Genomic DNA, 22,097 nt, shown 5'->3' on the forward strand with positions numbered 1-22,097 from the left:
TGGTCAGTTTTTGTCAGCTATGCTCTGATATCCCGGTTAATAATAAAATAAGAAGGCTTATAACCATGATTGCAAGGAAAACGTTACTCGCGCTGGCGCTCAGCGCCGTCTTACCATCAGGCGCGGCGTTCGCGGCCAATACTGACACTCTCATTTACTGCTCAGAAGCGTCGCCAGAGTCATTTAACCCGCAAATCGCCAGTTCCGGTCCATCGTTTGTGGCCAGCTCACAGGTGCTCTACAACCGACTCATCAATTTTGATCCGGTAAAAAATACGCCAGTTCCGTCTCTGGCAACGGACTGGACGATTTCGCCGGACGGTAAGACCTACACTTTTACCCTGCGTCAGGGCGTGAAATTCAACAGTAATAAATTCTTCAAACCAACCCGTGACTTCAACGCTGATGACGTGGTTTTCTCGGTATTACGACAGAAAGATGCCGCTCATCCGTACCACAAAATTTCTCAGGGAAGCTACGAATACTTCAACGATGTCGGTCTGGATAAACTGATTAAAGAAGTGAAGAAGGTCGATGATTATCACGTTCAGTTTATCCTTAATGAACCTAATGCCGCGTTTCTTGCCGACTGGGGAATGGATTTTGCCTCCATCCTCTCTGCGGAATATGCCGACGTGATGCTGAAAAAAGGCACCCCGGAAAACGTCGATAACTGGCCAATTGGCACCGGGCCATACGTGTTGCAGCAGTACAAGCAGGATTCGCAAATCCGCTATCTCGCCAACCCCAACTACTGGGACGGCGCCGTCCCCACGAAGCACCTGATCTTCTCAATCACGCCAAACGTTCAGACCCGATTGGCGAAACTGCAAACCAATGAATGCCAGATAATTCCGGCACCTGCGCCCGTACAGTTTGACGAGATTAAGAAGAATAAAGATTTGACGCTGCATTCGGTTGAAGCGCTGAACGTCGGCTATCTGGCGTTTAATACCGAGAAAAAACCGTTTGATAACGTGCTGGTGCGTCAGGCGCTTAACTACGCGACAGACAAAAAGGCCATTATTAACGCCGTCTTTTTAGGTTCCGGTACGGTGGCAAAATCGCCAATTCCGCCGAATATGTTGGGATTCAATAAAGATCTGCAGGATTACGCTTATGACCCGCAAAAAGCGAAAGATCTGCTGAAACAGGCGGGACTGGAAAACGGCTTTGAAGCGACGCTGTGGTCAATGCCGGTTCAGCGCCCATACAACCCGAACTCCCGACGGATTGCCGAGATGATCCAAAGCGACTGGGCGAAGGTTGGCGTGAAGGCGAAAATTGTGTCGTACGAGTGGGGCGAATATCTCTCCGGAATGCGTAAAGGTGAGCATGACACCGCGTTGTTCGGTTGGATGTCAGACAACGGCGATCCGGATAACTTCGCCGATGTACTGCTGGGTTGTGACAGCATTAAAACCGGATCTAACGCCGCGCGCTGGTGCGATAAAGAGTATAATTCGCTGGTTCAAAAGGCGAAACTGGTGAGTAAACCGGAAGAACGCGCCGCGCTTTACCAGCAGTCGCAAGAGATTTTCTACCAACAGGCTCCGTGGATCGCGTTGGCAAACGGGAAAACGTTTTACGCGACGCGCAGCAACGTCAGCGGATACAGCGTTAGCCTGATGGGCAGCGATTTTTCAAAAGCAAAATTAAATTAATGAGTTAAGGAGAGGTTATGTCGCATCTGGATGAGGTCAGCGCACGTGTTGATGCCGCCATTGAAGAGAGCGTCATTACGCATATGAATGAATTGCTGATTGAACTCAGCGATGATGTCGTGCTGAGCCGGGAAGAACGTTACACCCAGCAACAGCGTTTGCGTACGGCTATCGCACATCATGGCCGTCAGCATAAAGAGGATATGGAAACCCGTCGCGAACAGTTGACCAAAGGCGGCACAATCCTTTAATTCGTTGTGGCCAGATGGCGAAGTAACACCTTATCCGGCCTGCATGTTCAGGCCGGATAAGCGCAATTAAAACGAACGTCTCGCCACCAGCCAGGCCCCAACGACCAGCAGCACCGCGCCGCAGACCGGTCCCACCAACGCCCGCAGCGGTACGCCATGACTGCGCAGAATATCCAGCACCAGTCCGCCGATTAACTGGCTGGCCACCAGCACCGCGATAGTGGTTGCTGCACCCACATTTTGGTATCCACTGATGCTGGCAAAAACAAAGAACGATCCCAGCAAGCCAGGGATTAGCGTCCACCAGCGCACGCTGGAAACCAGTTCCCCAAACCCCGCCATACCTTGCTTAAACCACAGTATGCTGACAAACAGCACGATCCCGACCAGCGAGTTAAGTAACATGGCGATGAGAATCGTCGAGGACGTCTGCGTGATGCGTACCATCAAGGTATTTTGCACCACCAGACCAATACCTGCGGCAATCAGAAAGGAGAGGGTTAGCGTCTGGTTCATCTGCTGGCATCCGGTTCGCGGCGATCGTCTAACTGCAACTGCATAAAAGTCAGATCCAGCCAGCGCCCAAATTTCGTGCCAACCTGTGGCATTTGCGCGGTGGTTTTAAAACCCAGCATGCTGTGCAGATGCAGCGACGCCTGATTCTGAGACTCAATGCCCGCAACCATCACATGCTTGCCGCACGCGCGGGCTTCTTCTATTAACCTGCTGAGCAGCGCTCGTCCCAGGCCTTTACCCTGATGAGCAGGATGGACATATACCGAATGTTCAACGGTATGACGGAATCCATCAAAGTTACGCCAGTCGCCAAAGGAGGCGTACCCTGTAATCACGCCATTCTCTTCACTCACCAGCACCGGATAGCCCATCAACTGGCGGGCTTGATACCATGAGATACGGTTTTCGGCATCGACCGTTTGATCGTTCCAGATAGCCGCCGTATGCAGTACCGCGTGGTTGTAGATTTCTGCAATGGCGGCACAATCTTCTTTGCTGGCAAATCGAATGGACATGTTGAACCTCAGGGATTGTTCACTATAGTATTACAATATGAATACTATTGAAGACAGCATAAATCAACGGATCGGTGCAAGAATTCGCATTGAGCGGGAATCTCGCGGCTGGTCTCTGACGGAACTCGCTGAACGCGCAGGCGTGTCGCGGGCGATGATCCATAAAATAGAGCGCGGTGAGAGCAGCCCTACGGCCACGCTGCTGGGCAGGCTCTCCGGTGCCTTTGGTATCAGCATGTCTATGCTGATGGCGCGGGCCGAAATGCAGGAGGGCAAGCTGCTGCGCTTCGCTGATCAGCCTGTCTGGCACGACCCGCAAAGCCACTATCTGCGCCGCCACGTTTCACCGCGCAGCGATCTGCCTATTGATCTGGTGCAGATAGAATTGCCTGCCGGAAGCGATATCCCGATGCCAGCCTCTTCCTACGTGCAGGCAAGACAACTTATCTGGCTACAGCAGGGGGAATTGGTCTTTGTGGAAGGGGACGTGCGTCATGAAATGCGGGCTGGCGATTGCCTGGAGCTTGGCCCACCGAATGATTGTCGGTTTATCAATGAAACCGCACACCCCTGCGTTTACCTGGTTGTGCGGTTAAATCATGTCGTCAGCTAACTGGCGGACACAGGCTGCTACTATTGATGGAATCATGCCAAAAGCAGAGGAGCACATCATGGGTCAACAGACTAATCGCAATCGCCGCTGGGTACTGGCTTCCCGCCCGCATGGCGCGCCGGTCCCGGAAAACTTCCGTCTTGAAGACGATGAGGTGGCAACGCCGGGTGAAGGCCAGGTTTTGCTGCGCACCATTTTTCTTTCCCTCGATCCCTACATGCGTGGACGCATGAGCGATGAGCCGTCTTACTCCCCGCCGGTAGAGATTGGCGGCGTGATGGTTGGCGGGACCGTGAGTCGCGTGGTGTCCTCCAACCATCCTGATTACCAGCCTGGCGAGTGGGTGCTGAGCTACAGCGGCTGGCAGGACTATGACATCTCCGACGGTAACGGGCTGGTGAAGCTTGGCGATAATCCCGAACATCCCTCCTGGGCGCTGGGAGTGATGGGGATGCCAGGATTTACTGCTTATATGGGGCTGCTGGATATCGGTCAGCCAAAAGCGGGGGAAACGCTGGTTGTGGCCGCCGCCACCGGCCCGGTTGGCGCAACGGTAGGGCAGATTGGTAAGCTCAAAGGCTGCCGGGTGATCGGGGTTGCAGGCGGGGCAGAGAAATGCCGACATGCCACCGAGGTATTAGGCTTTGATCTCTGCCTCGATCACCATGCACAAGATTTTGCGCAACAGCTGGCAAAAGCCTGTCCGCAGGGGATCGATATTTACTACGAAAACGTTGGCGGCAAGGTATTTGACGCCGTTTTGCCATTGCTCAATACCTCTGCGCGCATTCCGCTGTGCGGACTGGTCAGCGGTTACAACGCCACATCGCTTCCAGGCGGACCCGATAGATTACCTTTGCTGATGGCAACGCTACTGAAAAAGCGTATCCGGATGCAGGGCTTTATCATTGGTCAGGATTATGGTCACCGTATTCAGGAGTTTCAGCGGGAGATGGGGCGCTGGGTTAAAGAGGGCAAAATCCATTACCGCGAGCAAATCACCGACGGTCTGGAAAATGCGCCGCAGACCTTTATCGGCCTGCTGACGGGCAAAAACTTCGGTAAAGTGGTGATTCGTCTTGCAGACGATGCGTAAAACGGATGGCGGGAGTCATTCCCACCAGTGTTACTCAAAACGCCAGGCCAGATTAATCCCTACGCCATAGTTTCGTCCTGGCGCCGGTTCGTAATATCGACCATTTGCCTCATTCACTATCACCGAACCGACGTAGGACTTATCAAACAGATTATCCACCCGACCGAACAGGTCGATCATCAGACTGCGGTAATAAAATTTATAGCCGGTATTTAAACCCACTACGGTATAGGACGGGGCTTGCGCCGTATTTTCATCATTGGCCATAATGTTGCTCATATAACGAACATCAGTTCCCGCATACCAACCTTCATCAGGCACGTAGCCCAGCGAAGCAAATCCCATGTTTTGCGCAATGCCAGGCAGGCGGTTGCCGTTGCAGTTTTGATCGCCACAGACGTTGCTGCGGTAGGTCGCATCCAGCCAGGTCCATGCAGCTTTTACGCGCCAGCTTGCGGCAAAGCGTTGGTCCCAGGATAACTCACCTCCCTGACGGCGAGTTTTTCCAGCGTTTTTGTAGGTTGTCCGCCCGCTGCTACTGCTGTCAACCACGATCTCGTCATCGGTATCGGTCTGGAATAGCGCTGCGGTAAACAGCCCATCGCCGATACGCGTTTTACTGCCGATTTCCACGGTATCGTTTGTGGAAGGCTGTAGGTCAAAATTCATCCCACTTTGGCCGTCGGAGCGATAAGACAACTCGTTGATGGTGGGCGTTTCGAACCCGCGTCCCGCGGCCAGGTAGACGTTCCAGGCATCGGTGATGGCGTATTTTAACGATCCGGCAGGTAACCACTGGTGATAGCTGACGTCACCGCTGTCATCTGCGTTACCAGGCGTAATATAGCGATCGTTAGAATCAAACCACACCGAACTGTAGCGAACCCCGGCATCCAGCGAGAGTTTCTGCGTTAATTGCCACTGGGTTTGCAGATAGGGATCGACATTCCACATCAGGTTACGTTCGTTACGTCGTAAGTCGCCTTTCTGACCATATTCTGGCACGCCATCATCAAGGCGAAAGTTGTTGTAGCCTTTACGGCTTTCGCTCAGGTTTTCGTAATTCAGACCGGTGGTGAAGGTCACGGGTATGCCCAGTTCGCCACGGTGAGTCCAGCGGTTGTCTATCCCTTGATAATGACGTTGCAGGGTAATAACGCCTCCGGCATGAGAGGGTTTTAACTGCGGGGCCATCGGGATCGACTGATACTGAGTGGTTTCACGCTCCCCCGCATAGGTCATGATGCTGATATCATCCTTCGCGCTAAGCTGGCGTTCATAGCGCAACCCCGCCTGGGTCTGCTTGATGGTTTTTCGCGTGTTGTATTGCTCAGCGCGGGGAGATTGCTGCGGATTGGCCTGCCACTCCGACTCGGTAAGACCACCAGGATCGTCAGCTTTACTCTCTACGCTATTGAAAATCAGGGTTAGTTTGCTCGTATCGTCCATGCGCACGCCCAGTTTGGCATTGGCCAGATTTTTTTGTGCGCTGCTGCGATCGCGATAACCATGGGTGGTAAACCGGGTTGTTGAAACGGTGTAATCCACATCCCCTCGCTGTGTACCATCGCCCAGTGCGCCCGTTGCTTTTAACCCGTAGCGCCAACTGCCAAAACTGCCGTAATAACTGCTGGCTTCAATGGTTGGCGGCTCATTTCCCGTTTCAGTGCTGACATTTATCACTCCACCAGATGCATTGCCATACAGAGCAGAGAAGGGGCCGCGTAAAACCTCAATATTTTGTACGCTGCTGATATCAACATTGGATGTTTGACCCTGCCCATCCGGCATGGTTGCCGGGATCCCGTCGACATACAAACGAATGCCGCGGATGCCATAAGTGGTTCGCGAACCAAATCCGCGAATCGACAACTGGAGATCCTGGGCGTAGTTTTGCCGATTTTGCACCTGTAGCCCAGGGACGCTGGTCAGGGATTCAGACAGGTTAATTCGCGGCGTTGCCAGACGCATATCTTCTCCGTCAACGACGCTGACGGCGGCAGGGGTGTCCAGTTCAGAAATGGACTGTGGTGTCGCGCTAACGATCAGCGTTTGATCGTTTATCTCACTTTCTGCCACGGCATAAGGCGAGAGGAAGACAGGCAGTAAAGAAACAGGAAGTGCAGTGTAGCGGGATGCAAAAATCGTCATGAACAAGGCCAGTTAATGATGCTTACGCCGAAACACCAGCGATAAGCGCGTGAATTTTTTTATAAAAGATGAATTTTAGCGCTGCTGAATTGCGCTAATTTTTCGGGCAATGACAACGATTGTAGTCAATATGTGAAGAAGTGCTCCACTTTGAGATGAATAATGATTACTATTCTCATTCCTAAAAAAGGCAAAACCATGATTTTGCTCATTGAAGCTATGTGAAGCAGTAACAAACGAATTTATCAAAGGGAGTCGTCATGTCTTTACGTCATCTGTTTTCGCCGCGTCTGCGTGGTTCTTTACTGTTAGGTTCACTGCTTGTTGCATCATCTTTTACTACGCAGGCTGCAGAAGAACTGCTGCGCAAAGCCGTGGGCAAAGGCGCCTATGAAATGGCGTACAGCCAGCAAGAGAACGCGCTGTGGCTGGCGACTTCGCAGAGCCGCAAACTGGATACCGGCGGGGTGGTTTACCGTCTTGACCCGGTCACCCTCGAAGTGACTCAGGTTATTCATAACGATCTCAAACCGTTTGGCGCCACCATCAACAACGCCACGCAAACGCTGTGGTTCGGCAACACAGTAAACAGCGCGGTGACGGCAATGGATGCTAAAACGGGCGCGGTGAAAGGACGTCTGGTGCTGGATGCGCGTAAGCGTTCTGAAGACGTTCGCCCACTGCAGCCGCGTGAGCTGGTCGCCGATGACGCCACCAACACGGTATACATTAGCGGTATTGGTAAAGAGAGCGTGATTTGGGTGGTGGACGGTGATGCCATTAAATTGAAGGACACCATTCAAAATACCGGCAAAATGAGCACCGCTCTGGCTGTCGACAGCAAGGCTAAACGCCTGTACACCGCCAATGCGGACGGTGAATTCATCACCATCGATACCACCACCAACAAAATTCTCAGCCGTAAAAAGCTGCTGGATGATGGAAAAGAGCATTTCTTCATCAACCTGAGCCTGGACACGGCGGGCAACCGCGCCTTTGTCACCGACTCTAAAGCGGCGGAAGTGCTGGTAATCGACACCCGTAATGGCAACGTCCTGGCAAAAGTCGCCGCGCCGGAATCCCTGGCCGTGTTGTTTAACCCGGCGCGTAACGAGGCCTACGTGACCCATCGTCAGGCCGGCAAAGTGAGCGTGATCGACGCGAAAAGCTATAAAGTCGTTAAAACGTTCGAGACCCCAACATTCCCGAATAGCCTGGCGCTCTCCGCCGACGGTAAAACCCTGTACGTTAGCGTGAAACAGAAGTCCACCCGCGAGCAGGAAGCCACCCAGCCGGACGATGTTATTCGTATTGCGCTGTAATTAACCGGAGGGGGAAACCCCTCCTGTCACTTCTCTAAATCCCCCGATACGCCTCGTTACACCCGGCCAGTAGCCTGACCCACTTCAGGGACTTACACTACGCCCTCAACGGCTAACTGAATAACACGGGAATACCATGAAAAAGCCATTTATCTGTCTTTGTGCAGGCGTAATGCTGTTTACATTGGCAGGATGCACCACCGATTACGTTATGACGACCAAAAGCGGACAAACCATCACCACCCAGGGTAAGCCAAAACTGGATAAAGACACGGGAATGACCAGCTATACCGATCAGAATGGGAATGCGCGGGAAATTAACAGCAACGACGTAGCGCAGTTGATTGAAGCGAACTAAAAAAGAAGGCCTGAAGGATTAACCTGTCAGGCCTTCTGCCGTTATGGCGCGGTGCGGTGGATCTCTGCAACGCGTTTACGCACGCCGAACCAGCCCGCGACCAGCAGGATGGCAATCAGCGGTAATGACGCGATGGTATAGGTGCCGTTTGGATAGTCAAACGCCATCAATACCAGTACGCTCAGCAGGAACAGCAGCGTTAACCACGAGGTAAACGGTGCGCCCAGCAGTTTAAAGCTGACGTCTGCCGTTTTACCTTCTTTTATGGCCCGGCGCAGACGCATCTGACAGACCATGATAAATCCCCACGACGCAATAATGCCCAGTGACGCGAAGTTCAACACGATCTCAAACACCTGTGACGGCACCAGATAGTTCAGGAATACCCCGACGACATACACGACCAGCGTGGCGAGGATCCCGGCCCATGGCACCTGTTGACGGCTCATTTTAGCCATGAATTTCGGTGCCGAACCGCCCATCGACATGGAGCGTAAAATACGCCCGGTGCAGTACAACCCTGAGTTAAGGCTGGAAAGCGCCGCGGTGAGCACCACAATATTCATGATACTGCCAATGTACGGCACGCCCAGTTTGGAAAAGAAGGTAACAAACGGGCTTTGCCCCGCCTGATAGGCGTTCCAGGGCAGTAGCAGAACCAGCAGCACAACAGAACCCACATAGAACAGACCAATACGCCAGATAACGCTATTGATTGCTTTCGGCACCATCGTTTGCGGATCTTTGCACTCACCGGCGGCGGTACCCACCAGTTCAATAGAGGCAAAGGCGAAAACCACACCCTGTACCAGTACCAGCGCAGGCAGCAGGCCATGCGGGAAGAAGCCGCCGTTGTCGGTAATCAGGTGAAAACCCGTGGCGTTACCATCCAGCGGCTTTCCGGTACCTAAAAAAACGGTACCCACCACCAGGAAGATCACAATTGCAAGTACCTTAACCAGCGCAAACCAAAACTCCATCTCCGCGAACCATTTCACGCCAATCATGTTCATGGTGCCGACAATAGCCAGCGCGCCGAGGGCGAACACCCACTGCGGCACGTCGCCAAATGCGCCCCAGTAGTGCATATACAACGCCACCGCGGTGATATCGACAATGCCGGTCATCGCCCAGTTGATGAAGTACATCCAGCCAGCCACATAGGCGGCTTTCTCACCTAAAAATTCACGGGCGTAGGAAACGAAGCTTCCGCTGGAAGGGCGATGTAAAACCAGTTCGCCGAGCGCGCGCAGTATAAAAAACGAAAAAATACCGCATACCAGATAGACCAGCGCCAAAGCCGGGCCGGCCATCTGCAGGCGCGCGCCTGCCCCTAAAAACAACCCGGTACCAATTGCGCCGCCAATGGCGATCATTTGTACCTGTCGATTGCCCATCGCTTTGTGATACCCCTCTTCGTGAGCATTCAACCAGCGTCGTTTCGCCGCATGTTGTTCCGCGGCTTGCGTGTTGTTTGTGTTCATTACGATTCCTGTTGACCTGACAAAAATACAACATCCTTTTTGCCGCACCTGCTGCGGCGAAAACAGCCTTACCCTTCATTGTGTTACGGGGGAAAACTGCCGGCCGAGCATCCTACATTCAATTGATTGGTTCCGCAAAGCCCCGGTAACAAGAATTCAGCATTTTTATGCAGCCGGTACTGGCGCGGTGTGGCCTCGATTCAGCCAATAAAAGAGAAGGGCGTTTATACCTGTAGAGGTTCTACGCCGGAACCGCCGAAACCCAGTTTAAGTCCGGCAACAAGAGTATCCAGATCGATAAGTTCATTGCTGCTCTGGAAGGTGTAATGCCCGTTCAGTAAAATGTGCTGTCAGGCCATCTGTGATATCCGGGCAGCGCCTCGACGCCTTTGGTATTATCTTCGGCTTCCAGTCTCTCCAGCAAACGTGACAGGAACACGGAGTTGTAATAAATGATCGCATTGGAGATCAATCGCCCACACTGGGTACTGATGTCCGTTTCAGTATCATTTTTCCCTGTTAACTCTTTCTTACCGCCGACTTTGGCGACTGATGCACGTAACTGGTGATAAGATTAAACGCGATTCTGGGAGCGACGGATATTGCGTTCCAACTTCGGGTCACGCAGATACTTCAGCGTGTAAATACTGCGAACCAGCCGATCGTATTCAAATATCGCCTGTCTTGTCGGGTTGGCCGTTGTATATGTACATAACTTGCGGATCAGCGTTCCCTACGTCATTTCCTTCAGCCCAGGCGTGGCGACGATGCGATCAAGATTGCTTTTTTCGCGTGTGATAAGGTCCAGAACAATGTGCCCGCAGGCTGGATCAGGCATTTTTTATGTGCTGACGAATCCTTTTATCGGACGCTTTCCCGAGAAAAGTAATGAAAAACTGGATGTAATGAGCGGTTATGTACAACAACAATGAAGTCATCAGTTATCTACAGGCTAACAGGATCCTTGCATTAAAGCTCGATCATGCAGTTTCTGCCGTCGGTCAGCAGGTTACAAATCAAGTTGAAAACTTGGGAAAGGGCGCTACCCGTCTGCTGTATTACACGTCCTGCTTTACCGATGAATATAATGATATTTGCCAGCAGCAAAAAACGGAGGATCTGCGCTTCAGGAATGCTGTTATTCGCATTATCCAGCATGGTGACGTTGTCTATGAAATGCTTCGTGTCTACTTTGAAGAAGTATTCAAATACAAAACTAATGCCCAATTAGAGCATATTAAAAAAGCACTTATGGCTGTAAATGTTCATATCGCGTCCAGCACCCTTACCGGTGCGGGGTACGCTTTAGCGGTCGCTACCAGCGTCCGTATCGGATTGCATCTAAGTATGCAACTCAGTGCTCTTACGGGACGTGCAGCGGGTACGACTGCGGGGGTTGTGGCCACGTACGGCTTGGTTCAGAAAGCGGCGGATAGTGCTCGTCGTCTACACGTCCAGTATCCAGCTTATTACTCTGCACTTTACATGCAACAACTGGATATGATGTATTTCCTGATTGAACCGGTATTTGAGCGCGCGGGCGCACTTGAAGCGCAATGGTCATCTGATTCCGGTATAGCAAATATCATCACCCGGATGATCAGATAACCATGATTCGATCACTAAAGAAATTTCTACTGTGGCAGCTCAGGTTTTTATCATCGCTGTACGGACCTGTAATTTTTACGATTATTTTCGCATTGCTCCAGGGATATTTTTTCCCTGACAGCCCTGTCTGGCCTACAGGCGTATTCGCCATAGTTATGATTGTTATTTTCACGCGTTACTGTAAATGGTGACAGCGTTAATATCACAGTTACTTAAATCATCACTGATAAGGAAATTATATGTCTACTCCCGCTCATTTATGGCTTGAAGATGAAAATGGAGCGCCGATTGTTGGCAGTTGTTTAATGCCCCTGCGTTTGGGTTCCATCGAATTAAAATCATTTTCGCACGGCGTAACCATTCCAGTAGACCCCAATTGGGGCAAACTTACAGGGACGCGCGTTCATAGCCCGATCACGATAGTGAAGGAATTTGATCAGACAACACCGCTCCTGTACCGCGCTGTCTGTGAAGGCCGAACCATGAAGAAGGCGACAATCAAGATGTACCGTATCCTGGAATCGGGCATCGAGGCGGAGTATTTCAATATCATTCTGGAAAACGTCAAGTTCACAACGGTTGCGCCATACCTGTCACCTAACGGTATGAGTAGTACTCACCTTGAAACGCTCGAGTTGCGTTATGAGGCGATTACCTGGAAGTATACGGAGGGTAATATTATCTATCGAGACTCATGGAACGATCGTTGTTGTGCCTGATGACGAGGGGCACCAAAGGAGGAAAGAAAATGGTCGACTTAACTTCTGAACAACGGCAGTTGGCGAAGATAGTTCATGATAATGATGATACTCAATTATTGCGGGCTGTTATGACTATATGGATGCCTTTAAACGGGGGATGGACAGCGCTTCAAAAGTCCAGATGCCTGCAATACCCTGGATATTTCGCTTTGCAAAATGGATGGAAAGGCTGGCTCAGGGCATTGCTGATGGAGTCATTGAGGTACCGAAAGATCACTAAAAGCAACGGACCGGAAATTTCGGCGGTTCCGGCGTAGAGCCCCATGTAGAGGAGTGCGCTTATCGAGACATTCACCCAATAAGCGCCGTAACGTTATGCCGATACGCCAAAGACCTGAACGGCCTGCTGTAAGCGTGATGAACGCTGGGTCAGATCGGCGGTGGCGTCGGTGACGCGCTCCACCATCTCGGCATTATTGTGTGTCATGGTGCCAACGCGTGAAATTGAATCGTTAATCAGATCCAAAGCCTGGGTTTGCTCACGCGTGGCCAGACTAATGTCTTTGATCATCATCGACATCTGCAGTACATCCCCAATCATCCCGGTGAGATGCGTTTCCGTTTGCTCCACCATTTTGACGCCGCTATTAACATTGGCGACGTTCTTCTCAATAAGCTGTTTGATCTCTTTTGCCGCAGACGCCGAGTGTTGGGCCAGATTGCGGACTTCTGCCGCGACAACGGCGAAGCCACGCCCGGATTCCCCGGCTCGCGCGGCTTCAACCGCGGCATTGAGCGCCAGAATATTGGTCTGAAAGGCGATGCTGTCGATCACGCCAATGATGTCAACGATCTGCCCGTTGTCACGCGATATCGCCTGCATCATGGCGATAGTTTGTTTCATGATATCGCCGCCTTCTGCAGCGTTGGCGCTGGTTTTATCGGCCATGGTCATGGTATGTGCCGCCGTCTCAGCGGTTTGTTGTACCGCGCTACCAATTTCTTCAATGGCCGCAGCGGTTTGTTGCAGGTTGGCAGAGGTTTCTTCTGAACGCTGATGCAGCGCCGTACCTTCTTTTGACACCCGCTGACTGATAGCGCGAATACCGGAAATTTGCGTACTGACGTCATCGACCAGAGAATTCAGATTAAGCCCGGACTGATTAACCAGTCGCATTAGCATTCCGATCTCATCCACCCGATTTAAATGACAGTTATCAGGTTTACGTCCGGATACCACTTTCTTCATTTGCGTCAGGAGCGTATTAACTGGCTGACAAATTTGATACTTAAGGTAAATAGCCAGTGCCAGAAATAACACCAGCAAGCCACCCGACTGAATAAATGGATTAAACGGTGCGAAGATAAATAGCAAAGCGAGCAGGGCCGTCACCCCTAAAGAATAATTGACGCGCTGGCTGATATTCAGCCATTTAAACATGGAGGTCCATGCCAATAAGCCGCGACGAATGATAATCCCTTTAAAAAGTCGAAAGCCTTTAAACTGCTGACTATTCATTTTTTGGTATAAACTTTCGCTGTGAGTTATTTCATCACGCGAAGGAACGGTACGCACTGAGATGTAACCGGTGAGTTTTTCATTGTGCCAGACCGGCGTAACGTTGGCGCGAACCCAGTAATGGTCACCATTTTGGCGGCGGTTTTTCACCATACCCGTCCAGCTGTCTCCCTGCTGTAGCGTGTACCACATATCGGCGAATGCAGCGGGAGGCATGTCAGGATGGCGAATAATATTATGCGCTTCGCCCATTAATTGATCTTCGTTAAATCCGCTGGCATCGATAAAAGCAGAGTTAGCGTAGGTAATATGACTTTCTTTATCCGTCGTTGAAAGCAGCGTCGCTTTGTCGTTAAGTGCGTGCTCAATTTGTGTAACGGGCATGTTACTTTTCATAGAGGCCCCATAATGATATGTATAATCCATACAAAAATTCCCGCAATAAAATCGGGAGGAATATTAAAAAGCCGTTTTAAACCGTTTTAATAAGAAACGCTGCATTCTCTACTAATCATCATTTCTGTGGAAGTATTTAAATTAAAAAATCTCTGTGGAATATTCATTCAGGGTCATAAAACTGAAACATTTTATACAACCGCATAACGTTTTAAGTCATTTAACCTGACTTAACGTAAATCGCGTTAAAAAACGTTTTCGCAAAAAGAAAACTGGCATGAAATGATTTGGATGTTATTCCCGTGAGACCAACGACCCTATTATATTTTGTAGGCCATACATTCCGCGTGTTTTCAGTTTCGTGTTCCGACCAGTACAAGGCGATCCGAATTTTATCCCTGACAGCGTCAGGGCTGGTTATCTACTTTTTAGCTGAGCAAATGTGAATTAAATGTTTCTGCATGGTTATCTGATAATTTAATAATAATGACATGTTAACAAGCATAGGCCCGTAACATGTCATATCGCCTGAGTATTCTGGATAAAAGCCCCCTCGGGGAAGGTGAAACCGCCGCGATGGCGCTTGCCCGGACGTTACGTCTGGCGCAGCGGGCAGAAGAGTGGGGATACCATCGTTTCTGGATCGCGGAACACCATAATACGCCACAGCTGGCCAGCCCATCACCGGAGCTGGTGATTGCATGGATCCTCGGGCAAACCCAGCGTATTCGCGTAGGCTCCGGTGGCGTGATGCTGCAACATTACAGCCCGTACAAAGTGGCGGAAAACTTCAATCTTCTGGCCTCGCTGGCACCCGGGCGTGTCGATCTCGGCGTAGGGAAAGCCCCTGGCGGCTTACCACTGTCGACTCAGGCACTACAGCAAGGAGTGCATCAGGATGAAAAAGGCAGTTTTGCCGACCAACTTTCGCAGCTTAACGACTGGCTGACGCTGAGCGGCACGGAAAGCGGGGAAACGGTATTTCCGACGCCAATCCCACCGATACCGCCGGAAGGATTTGTCCTGGGAGCCAGTGTGCAAAGCGCACAGTTAGCAGCGCAATTCAATTGGCATTTTATCTTCGCGGCACACCTCAACGGTGACCGCGCGTTATTGCGTGACGTTTTGTCCTTCTGGCAGACCCACAGCGCACGTCCGACGATAGTTGCCGTACAAGTGATTGTGGCTGACAGTAACGATACCGCCTCGCAGCTTGCGGAAAACGTGCAAATCTGGGGCGTGGAGCTGGAGAATGGTCAACGTGTCACGGTAGCCAGCGAAGAGCAGGCGCTGGCATTCGCCGCGCAGGCCGGCAGTCCGCCACGCAAAATCGCGCGTCGTGAGCAGGCGTTGTTACACGGCACGGCTCAGGAGGTGATGGCGAAGCTGAATGCCCTGCATACGCAATTTGGCATTGATGAGTTCATTATCGACACGCCAGTGGCGGAAGGTCACGCGCGTCTGACATCGCTGCGGTTGTTGGCGCAAGCCCATAACGCCGTGGAGGTGCTCTGATGACTCTGGCCTCAACGCTTATCAACTGGCGTCGTGAATTACACCAGCACCCGGAACTTTCCCTGCAAGAGGTGGCAACGACGGCGCGCATTCACGCCTGGCTGCACGCAGCGGACGTCGAGATTTTACCGTTCGACCTGAAAACCGGTCTGGTCGCGGAAATCGGGCAGGGAGAAGATGTCATCGCGCTGCGAGCGGATATCGATGCGCTACCGATAGAAGAAAGCGCCGATGTGCCGTTTCGCTCCCTCACACCGGGAGTGATGCATGCCTGCGGACATGACGTTCACACCAGCGTCATGCTGGGCGCCGCGCTGCTGCTTAAACAACAGGAAACACACTTACCGGGGCGCGTACGTATTTTGTTTCAGCCCGCTGAAGAGAGTTTCGGTGGCGCAAAAACGCTGATCCGCGCCGGTGCGCTGCACAACGTTGCGGCTATTTTTGGCATGCACAATGAGCCAGGTTTACCGGTGGGGGAATTTGCCACACGCGGCGGTGCGTTCTATGCCAACGTCGATCGCTTCGTGCTGCGTATTAATGGCAAGGGCGCACATGCGGCGCGTCCGCATGAAGGCAGAGATGCCATCCTGCTCGCCAGCCAACTGGTCACGGTGTTGCAAAGCGTTGCCAGTCGCGACGTTAACACACTGGATTCAGTGGTGCTTAGCGTGACCCGTATTCAGGGAGGAAATACATGGAACGTGTTGCCAGAATCCGTTGAGCTGGAAGGGACGCTCAGAACGCACCGGACTTCGGTGCAGCAGCAGGTTAAAGCACGGGTTAATGACATCGCCGCCGGTTTTGCCCACGCCTTTGGCGCACAAATCGACGTTATCTGGCATGCGGGGCCGACCGCGTTGGTAAACGATGCACGTTGGGCCGATATCGCCACCGCCGTGGCGAAACAATCAGGCTACACCACCCACCATGCCGACCTGCATATGGGCGGCGAAGATTTTGCTGTCTATCTGCAAAATACGCCTGGCGCATTTGTCAGTATTGGCAGCGCCAGTGAATACGGATTACATCACCCGGGCTTTAATCCGGACGAACGTTTAATTGAACCTGCCGCGCATTACTTTGCACAGCTAGCAAAAACGGCATTCGCACATCTTTAAGTTTACCTGTTGGGTAGGGGTTATTATGGCTGAAAATCGGCAACTACGGCTCGGCACTATTCTGCATGGCGCAGCGGGAAATATGTCCGCATGGCGTCATCCGGCGGCACAGGCCGATGCCAGTATTAATTTTGATTTTGTCAAAGAGACGGCGCTTATTGCGGAAAAAGGGAAGCTGGATTTTATTTTTGTCGCCGATGGTCTGTATATTAATGAAAAATCAATCCCACACTTTTTAAATCGCTTTGAGCCGCTGACGGTATTATCTGCTTTGGCCAGCATTACCCAGAATCTGGGATTGGTTGGCACGGTATCCACATCATACAGCGAGCCGTTTACTACCGCACGGCAGTTCGCCAGCCTTGATCATCTCAGCCAGGGGCGAGCCGGATGGAACGTGGTCACATCACCTTTGGAGGGTTCGGCAAAGAACTATTCCCGTGCCCAGCATCCAGAACATGCCTTGCGTTATCGTATCGCCGATGAATATTTACAGGTGGTGAAAGGACTGTGGGATTCCTGGGAAGATGATGCTTTTACCCGTAATAAGGCAAGCGGAGAATTTTTTAATCCGCAAAAACTGCACACGCTTAACCATCATGGAGATTATTTTCAGGTCGCAGGGCCGTTAAATATTGGGCGCACGCCACAAGGCCGTCCGATTATATTCCAGGCGGGCGCTTCACAGGATGGTAAGAAATTAGCGGCGCAGCATGCCGATGCTATTTTTACCCATCAGGAGTCGCTGGCGGAGGCCAAAGAGTTCTATCAGGATGTAAAAAGCCAGTTGGCCTACGCCGGGCGACATCCCGAACAACTGCATATATTCCAGGGCGTCAGCGTGATTGTTGGCGACAGCGCAGAGGATGTTGAGCAGCAGTATCAGACTACCGCTGCGCTGGTCTCTATTACCGACGCGCTGAACTACCTGGGCCGCTATTTTGAACATCATGATTTCGCCCAATATCCACTGGACGCACCGTTCCCGGATCTGGGTTCCCTTGGACAAAACAGCTTTCGCAGTACGACTGATGAGATCAAACGCAACGCGCGTGAGCGTGGCTTAACGCTACGCCAGGTTGCTCTGGAAGCGGCCAGTCCACGCCCACGTTTCAGCGGTACGCCGCAACAGGTTGCCGATGGTCTTCAGCAGTGGTTCGACGAAAAAGCCGCAGACGGTTTTATCATCCAGGGGGGAACGCCAGATACCTTCCCGCGTTTTGTCGAACAGGTTGTCCCCGTGCTTCAGGCGCGTGGCCTGTTCCGCCATGAATATCCCGGTACGACCCTGCGCGCAAGCCTGGGACTCGCGACACCTGCAAACCAATTCACACAATAAGAGAAAAACGCAATGCAGAAAAAATCAGTTTTCCTCGCGCTGTCACTGGCTTTCAGCGCTAACGTCTGGGCAAATGATGTGACTATTAACGGTACGGGCGTAAGCCTGGAAGCCAATAAAACGCCAATTAATACGGCAAAAAATCCGCAGGCGATTGCGCAGTTGCCCGCGAACCTGCACCTGGCCGTACCGGGTAAATTCACCGTGGCGATTGCCGGGCTAAGCCAGCCGCCGCTGACCGTCTTTGCCGATGACAATAAGACACTGATCGGCAGCGAGGCGGACATCGCTCGTCTGGTGGCTGACAGTCTGGGGCTGGAACTCAACGTCGTGCCCACGTCATGGGAAGACTGGCCGCTGGGCGTCACGTCCGGCAAATATGATGCCGCGATCAGCAATATTACCGTCACCAAAGCCCGCAAAGAGAAATTCGATTTCGCGACGTATCGTAAGGACTCCCTTGGCTTCTACGTCAAAACCGGCAGTAAGCTGAAGAAAATCGAGCAGGCAGAAGATATCGCCGGTCTGCGTATCATCGTCGGTTCGGGGACAAATCAGGAAGCCATCCTGCTCGCCTGGAACGATGAGAACGTGAAGAAAGGGTTGCAGCCGTTTACGCCGGTGTATACCAAAGATGATGCCGCGCAAACCCTGGCTCTGCAGTCAGGCCGCGCCGATGCTTACTTCGGTCCTAACGTTATCGGCGCGTGGAAAGCTGCACTCAACGGTAAAACGCAACGGGTGGGCAGCGTTGATGGCGGTTGGCCAAAAGCGGCACACATCGCTGTGACGCTGAAAAAGGACAGCGGTCTGGTTCTGCCGGTACAAACCGCCCTCAACGGCGTAATTGGCAACGGCGACTATGACAAGGTGCTGAACCGCTGGGGAGAAGGGGTGGAACGTATTCCGCAATCTGAAATCAACCCGGCCGGTTTAGGCGACTAAGGAGGTCATCGTGAGCGATCAATTTCGCGTGGTCTCACCTGAAGCCAGCGAGCTGCAGCCAATTTTGAACGGTCTGTTCGGTGAATATGCCGCTCGTTATGGCGATTATTTTTCTCGCGACGCTGAAGTGGAGCTGACCGAATGGTATCTGGCACCGCAGGGACTTTTCGTGGTACTGGAGCGCAGCGGCGAGATTATCGCCACCGGGGCCTACAAACCTTACGACAAAGACACCGCCGAGATTAAGCGCATCTGGACGAAAAGCAGCCTGCGTCAGCAGGGGCTGGCGGCGCGCGTGGTGCAGGAGCTGGAACGCAGGGCGCTGCTGGCGGGCTACAGCCGGATTTATCTGACCACGGGATTTCGCCAGCCGGAGGCCGTGCGACTTTATTTAAGCCAGGGCTACGATCCGCAATTTGATACAGCGCGCGATCCCGAAGAGTACAGCCTGCCACCGTTTGATGGCCGGCTGCGCTTTACCAAACTGTTGACCATCGCCGGTCAGGCCAGAATAGCCTGAGGAGAGAAGATGAAAACGACGGAGAGTATTAAAGTCGTACCGGCGCGCTATCCGATGCGCACCGCAGGAGCAGTCATTGCCTTGTTTGTCCTGGCGGTGATTATCCAGTCCGTGGCGTTTAATCCGCGCTGGGAATGGGGCGTGTTTGCCCGTTGGTTCTTTGATCCGGTTATCTTGTCCGGCCTTGGGCAAACTCTGCTACTGACGCTTATCGGTACGCTGTTGAGTATTATCATCGGTGGTCTGCTGGCGCTGGCACGGCTTTCATCTTCCTGGTTGCTGAACGGCCTGGCATGGGGATACATCTGGCTGTTTCGTTCGTTACCGCTGATTGTGGTGCTCATCGTTTTGTACAACTTCTCCTATTTGTACGACACGCTGGCGATTGGTATTCCGTTTACTCCCATTCAATGGGGCAGTTTTGAAACCATCAATGTGCTCGGCCAGTTTTCCACCGCGGTGGTTGGCCTGACGCTGGTGCAAAGCGCCTATACCGCTGAAATTATTCGTGGTGGATTTTTAGGGGTTGACCACGGCCAGTACGAGGCAGCGGCAGCGCTGGGCTTACCCGCATGGCGACGTACGCTGCGGATTATTCTGCCGCAGGCGCTGCGCACCATTTTGCCTGCTGGCTTCAATGAAATCATCAGTCTGGCGAAAGGGACGGCGATGGTATACGTGCTGGCAATGCCAGAGCTGTTCTACACCATCCAGATGATCTACAACCGCACGCAGGAAGTGATCCCGCTGCTGATGGTGGGTGCGGTGTGGTATCTGGTGATCACCAGCGTCCTGTCGTTAATTCAGCACCTGGTCGAACGCGCGCTGGCCCGCAGCGAGCGACGTTCCGCAATCAATACCGCCCGGGTGAGCCGTGCAGAAAAACGCAACCGTCAACGTCCGCAGCAGGAGGCCGTCCATGTCCCACTCGCCTGAAGGCCATATTTCCATTACCGGCGTCAGCAAATATTTCGGTCGCCACAAAGCGCTGGATAATGTGTCGCTGGAGATCCCTCCCGGAACGGTAACGGTTATTCTTGGCCCGTCCGGTTCAGGGAAATCCACACTCTTGCGGACGATCAACCATCTGGAGCGCGTCGATGAAGGGTTTATTCAAATCGATGGCGATTACATTGGTTATCGTCGGCAGGGAGACAAGCTGTATGAGCTGAAAGAGGCGGAAATTTTGCGCCAGCGCGTTAACGTCGGCTATGTGTTCCAGAATTTTAATCTGTTCCCGCACTTAACGGTGCTGGAGAATTTGATTGAAGCGCCCATTGCGCACGGTCTGGCATCGCGTAAAGCCGCCACCGAGCGGGCATTAACTCTGCTTGATGCCGTTGGCTTGCGTAATAAAGCCGATGCCTGGTCGCGTCATCTCTCCGGCGGTCAGCAGCAGCGTATCGCTATAGCCCGTGCGCTGGCGCTAAATCCACGCGTTATGCTGTTTGATGAACCCACTTCAGCGCTGGATCCTGAACTGGTAGGCGAAGTTCTGGATGTCATCAAAGCACTGGCGCAGTCGGGAACCACGCTGGTTGTGGTGACGCACGAGATTGGGTTCGCCCGGGAAGTGGCGGATCAGGTGGTGTTTATGGTCGATGGCAAAATCGTCGAACAGGGCAGCAGCGAGCAGGTGCTGAATCATCCACGCCACACGCGCACCCAGCAGTTCTTGTCGAAAGTGCTGTGAACTTGCAGGGAAAGATAGGCAGGTCTGCATAGACTGACGAATGCTGCTCTACACTTAGGGTTTTAACTTTGGGGGGTTGCAGCATGATTAGGGTCTATGGGGTGCCGGGCTGGGGATCGGCCATCAGTGAAGTGATGCTCACACTGGCGGAGATCCCTTACAGCTTTATTGATGTTGATGGTTTTGACCGCGACGGGCCTTCGCGGGAGTTGCTAAAAAAAATGAATCCGTTGTGCCAGGTGCCCACACTGATACTGGAAAATGGTAACGTGATGACGGAAACGGCGGCGATCGCCCTGATGATCCTCGATCGTTGTCCTGAACTTGCGCCACCCGTTGGGCACGCTGAGCGCCAGCAGTTTCAGCGTCTGTTGATATGGCTGGTGGCAAATGTCTATCCAACGTTTACCTATGCCGATTATCCACAACGCTGGGTACCAGACGCCGCGGCGCAGTTGAAAAAGAACTGTATTGAGTACCGCAAATCGCTTTATATGTGGCTGAACGGCCAGCTAAGCGCTGAGCCGTACGCGTTTGGCGATCAGCTAACACTGCTGGACGTTTATATTGCCGTTATGCGCACCTGGGGGCCGGGGCATGACTGGTTTCAGGACAACACGCCCAATATCAGCGCTATCGCTGACGCGGTTTGCCAGCACCCGCGACTGCGTACTGTACTGAAAAGTAATAAGATTATTTGAATAAAAAAACGCTGTTCCGCAGGAGTGCAAATCCCGGAACAGCGGGCGAACTATCGCCATAAGCTTACA

19 protein-coding genes and 3 pseudogenes are annotated in these 22,097 nt (G+C 52.4%); 16 read left to right on the forward strand and 6 right to left on the reverse strand.

Annotated features, from left to right (window positions below; translation table 11 throughout):
• The first annotated feature begins 65 nt into the window (after window positions 1–65).
• Both HVZ52_RS10985 and HVZ52_RS10990 read left to right on the forward strand, forming a co-directional pair.
• Window positions 66–1,664 carry an ABC transporter substrate-binding protein gene (locus tag HVZ52_RS10985; RefSeq protein WP_104651604.1) on the forward strand — a complete coding sequence of 533 codons (1,599 nt, stop codon included), beginning with the start codon at window positions 66–68 and terminating at the stop codon, window positions 1,662–1,664.
• 17 nt (window positions 1,665–1,681) lie between these two features.
• A complete protein-coding gene (locus tag HVZ52_RS10990; protein ID WP_016153143.1) occupies window positions 1,682–1,915 on the forward strand; it encodes a YdcY family protein in 234 nt (77 codons plus the stop codon).
• 66 nt (window positions 1,916–1,981) lie between these two features.
• Here HVZ52_RS10990 and HVZ52_RS10995 read toward each other — a convergent pair whose 3' ends face one another.
• Entirely contained in the window at window positions 1,982–2,431 is a 450-nt protein-coding gene (locus tag HVZ52_RS10995; protein WP_016156572.1) for a DMT family transporter, read from the reverse strand.
• Window positions 2,428–2,946: an L-methionine sulfoximine/L-methionine sulfone acetyltransferase gene (mddA, locus tag HVZ52_RS11000; protein WP_065554430.1), complete on the reverse strand. Its 519-nt coding sequence runs from the start codon at window positions 2,944–2,946 to the stop codon at window positions 2,428–2,430. Before mddA ends, HVZ52_RS10995 begins: the two co-directional genes overlap by 4 nt.
• A 37-nt stretch (window positions 2,947–2,983) precedes the next feature.
• Here mddA and HVZ52_RS11005 point away from each other — a divergent pair, with 37 nt between their 5' ends.
• Together HVZ52_RS11005 and HVZ52_RS11010 are read left to right on the forward strand one after the other, a co-directional pair.
• Window positions 2,984–3,559 carry an XRE family transcriptional regulator gene (locus HVZ52_RS11005; protein WP_046275593.1) on the forward strand — a complete coding sequence of 192 codons (576 nt, stop codon included), beginning with the start codon at window positions 2,984–2,986 and terminating at the stop codon, window positions 3,557–3,559.
• Window positions 3,560–3,617: 58 nt separating this feature from the next.
• Window positions 3,618–4,655, forward strand: coding sequence for an NADP-dependent oxidoreductase (locus tag HVZ52_RS11010; RefSeq protein WP_080858791.1), 1,038 nt, complete (start codon window positions 3,618–3,620; stop codon window positions 4,653–4,655).
• 30 nt (window positions 4,656–4,685) lie between these two features.
• Here HVZ52_RS11010 and pqqU read toward each other — a convergent pair whose 3' ends face one another.
• Complete coding sequence (gene pqqU, locus HVZ52_RS11015; protein ID WP_181599234.1) at window positions 4,686–6,806, reverse strand: TonB-dependent receptor PqqU; 2,121 nt, start codon at window positions 6,804–6,806, stop codon at window positions 4,686–4,688.
• 260 nt (window positions 6,807–7,066) lie between these two features.
• On the opposite strand from pqqU, the gene HVZ52_RS11020 reads away from it, so the two are divergent.
• Together HVZ52_RS11020 and HVZ52_RS11025 are read left to right on the forward strand one after the other, a co-directional pair.
• Window positions 7,067–8,128 carry a YncE family protein gene (locus HVZ52_RS11020; RefSeq protein WP_016153137.1) on the forward strand — a complete coding sequence of 354 codons (1,062 nt, stop codon included), beginning with the start codon at window positions 7,067–7,069 and terminating at the stop codon, window positions 8,126–8,128.
• Between the two features lie 136 nt (window positions 8,129–8,264).
• Window positions 8,265–8,486: a YgdI/YgdR family lipoprotein gene (locus tag HVZ52_RS11025; protein WP_046275589.1), complete on the forward strand. Its 222-nt coding sequence runs from the start codon at window positions 8,265–8,267 to the stop codon at window positions 8,484–8,486.
• Between the two features lie 41 nt (window positions 8,487–8,527).
• On the opposite strand, the gene ansP is transcribed toward HVZ52_RS11025, so the two are convergent.
• Both ansP and HVZ52_RS11035 read right to left on the reverse strand, forming a co-directional pair.
• Window positions 8,528–9,970, reverse strand: a complete 1,443-nt coding sequence (gene ansP / locus HVZ52_RS11030; RefSeq protein ID WP_181599235.1) for an L-asparagine permease — start codon at window positions 9,968–9,970, stop codon at window positions 8,528–8,530.
• 224 nt (window positions 9,971–10,194) lie between these two features.
• A pseudogene (locus tag HVZ52_RS11035) lies at window positions 10,195–10,828 on the reverse strand (Tn3 family transposase); the annotation flags it as partial.
• Window positions 10,829–10,885: 57 nt separating this feature from the next.
• On the opposite strand from HVZ52_RS11035, the gene HVZ52_RS11040 reads away from it, so the two are divergent.
• The 3 genes and pseudogenes from HVZ52_RS11040 to HVZ52_RS11050 all read left to right on the forward strand — a co-directional run bounded on the left by HVZ52_RS11040 (window position 10,886) and on the right by HVZ52_RS11050 (window position 12,559).
• Window positions 10,886–11,578 carry a hypothetical protein gene (locus tag HVZ52_RS11040; RefSeq protein ID WP_181599236.1) on the forward strand — a complete coding sequence of 231 codons (693 nt, stop codon included), beginning with the start codon at window positions 10,886–10,888 and terminating at the stop codon, window positions 11,576–11,578.
• Between the two features lie 239 nt (window positions 11,579–11,817).
• A complete protein-coding gene (tssD, locus tag HVZ52_RS11045; RefSeq protein WP_053389794.1) occupies window positions 11,818–12,297 on the forward strand; it encodes a type VI secretion system tube protein TssD in 480 nt (159 codons plus the stop codon).
• 29 nt (window positions 12,298–12,326) lie between these two features.
• A pseudogene (locus HVZ52_RS11050) lies at window positions 12,327–12,559 on the forward strand (hypothetical protein).
• 93 nt (window positions 12,560–12,652) lie between these two features.
• Here HVZ52_RS11050 and HVZ52_RS11055 read toward each other — a convergent pair.
• Window positions 12,653–14,194 carry a PAS domain-containing methyl-accepting chemotaxis protein gene (locus HVZ52_RS11055; protein WP_181599237.1) on the reverse strand — a complete coding sequence of 514 codons (1,542 nt, stop codon included), beginning with the start codon at window positions 14,192–14,194 and terminating at the stop codon, window positions 12,653–12,655.
• Window positions 14,195–14,710: 516 nt separating this feature from the next.
• Between HVZ52_RS11055 and HVZ52_RS11060 the strand changes: the two genes are divergently transcribed.
• From HVZ52_RS11060 to HVZ52_RS11095, 7 genes and pseudogenes are all read left to right on the forward strand, one after another.
• Window positions 14,711–15,709: an MsnO8 family LLM class oxidoreductase gene (locus tag HVZ52_RS11060; RefSeq protein WP_181599238.1), complete on the forward strand. Its 999-nt coding sequence runs from the start codon at window positions 14,711–14,713 to the stop codon at window positions 15,707–15,709.
• Entirely contained in the window at window positions 15,709–16,830 is a 1,122-nt protein-coding gene (locus tag HVZ52_RS11065) for an amidohydrolase (protein ID WP_075848198.1), read from the forward strand. The genes HVZ52_RS11060 and HVZ52_RS11065 overlap by 1 nt, the downstream gene beginning before the upstream one ends.
• Window positions 16,831–16,855: 25 nt before the next feature.
• A pseudogene (locus HVZ52_RS23020) lies at window positions 16,856–19,114 on the forward strand (NtaA/DmoA family FMN-dependent monooxygenase).
• Between the two features lie 10 nt (window positions 19,115–19,124).
• On the forward strand, window positions 19,125–19,634 hold the full coding sequence (locus HVZ52_RS11080) for a GNAT family N-acetyltransferase (protein ID WP_016153131.1): 510 nt from the start codon (window positions 19,125–19,127) through the stop codon (window positions 19,632–19,634).
• Window positions 19,635–19,643: 9 nt separating this feature from the next.
• Window positions 19,644–20,570, forward strand: coding sequence for an amino acid ABC transporter permease (locus HVZ52_RS11085; RefSeq protein ID WP_016153130.1), 927 nt, complete (start codon window positions 19,644–19,646; stop codon window positions 20,568–20,570).
• Window positions 20,554–21,327: an amino acid ABC transporter ATP-binding protein gene (locus HVZ52_RS11090; RefSeq protein WP_016153129.1), complete on the forward strand. Its 774-nt coding sequence runs from the start codon at window positions 20,554–20,556 to the stop codon at window positions 21,325–21,327. Before HVZ52_RS11085 ends, HVZ52_RS11090 begins: the two co-directional genes overlap by 17 nt.
• 83 nt (window positions 21,328–21,410) lie before the next feature.
• Window positions 21,411–22,028 (forward strand): glutathione S-transferase family protein, encoded by a 618-nt coding sequence (locus tag HVZ52_RS11095; RefSeq protein WP_181599239.1) that lies wholly within the window; start codon window positions 21,411–21,413, stop codon window positions 22,026–22,028.
• Window positions 22,029–22,097 lie beyond the last annotated feature (69 nt).

The sequence above is a fragment of the Citrobacter sp. RHB36-C18 genome, assembly GCF_013814485.1.
Taxonomy (GTDB): Bacteria; Pseudomonadota; Gammaproteobacteria; order Enterobacterales; family Enterobacteriaceae; genus Citrobacter; species Citrobacter braakii.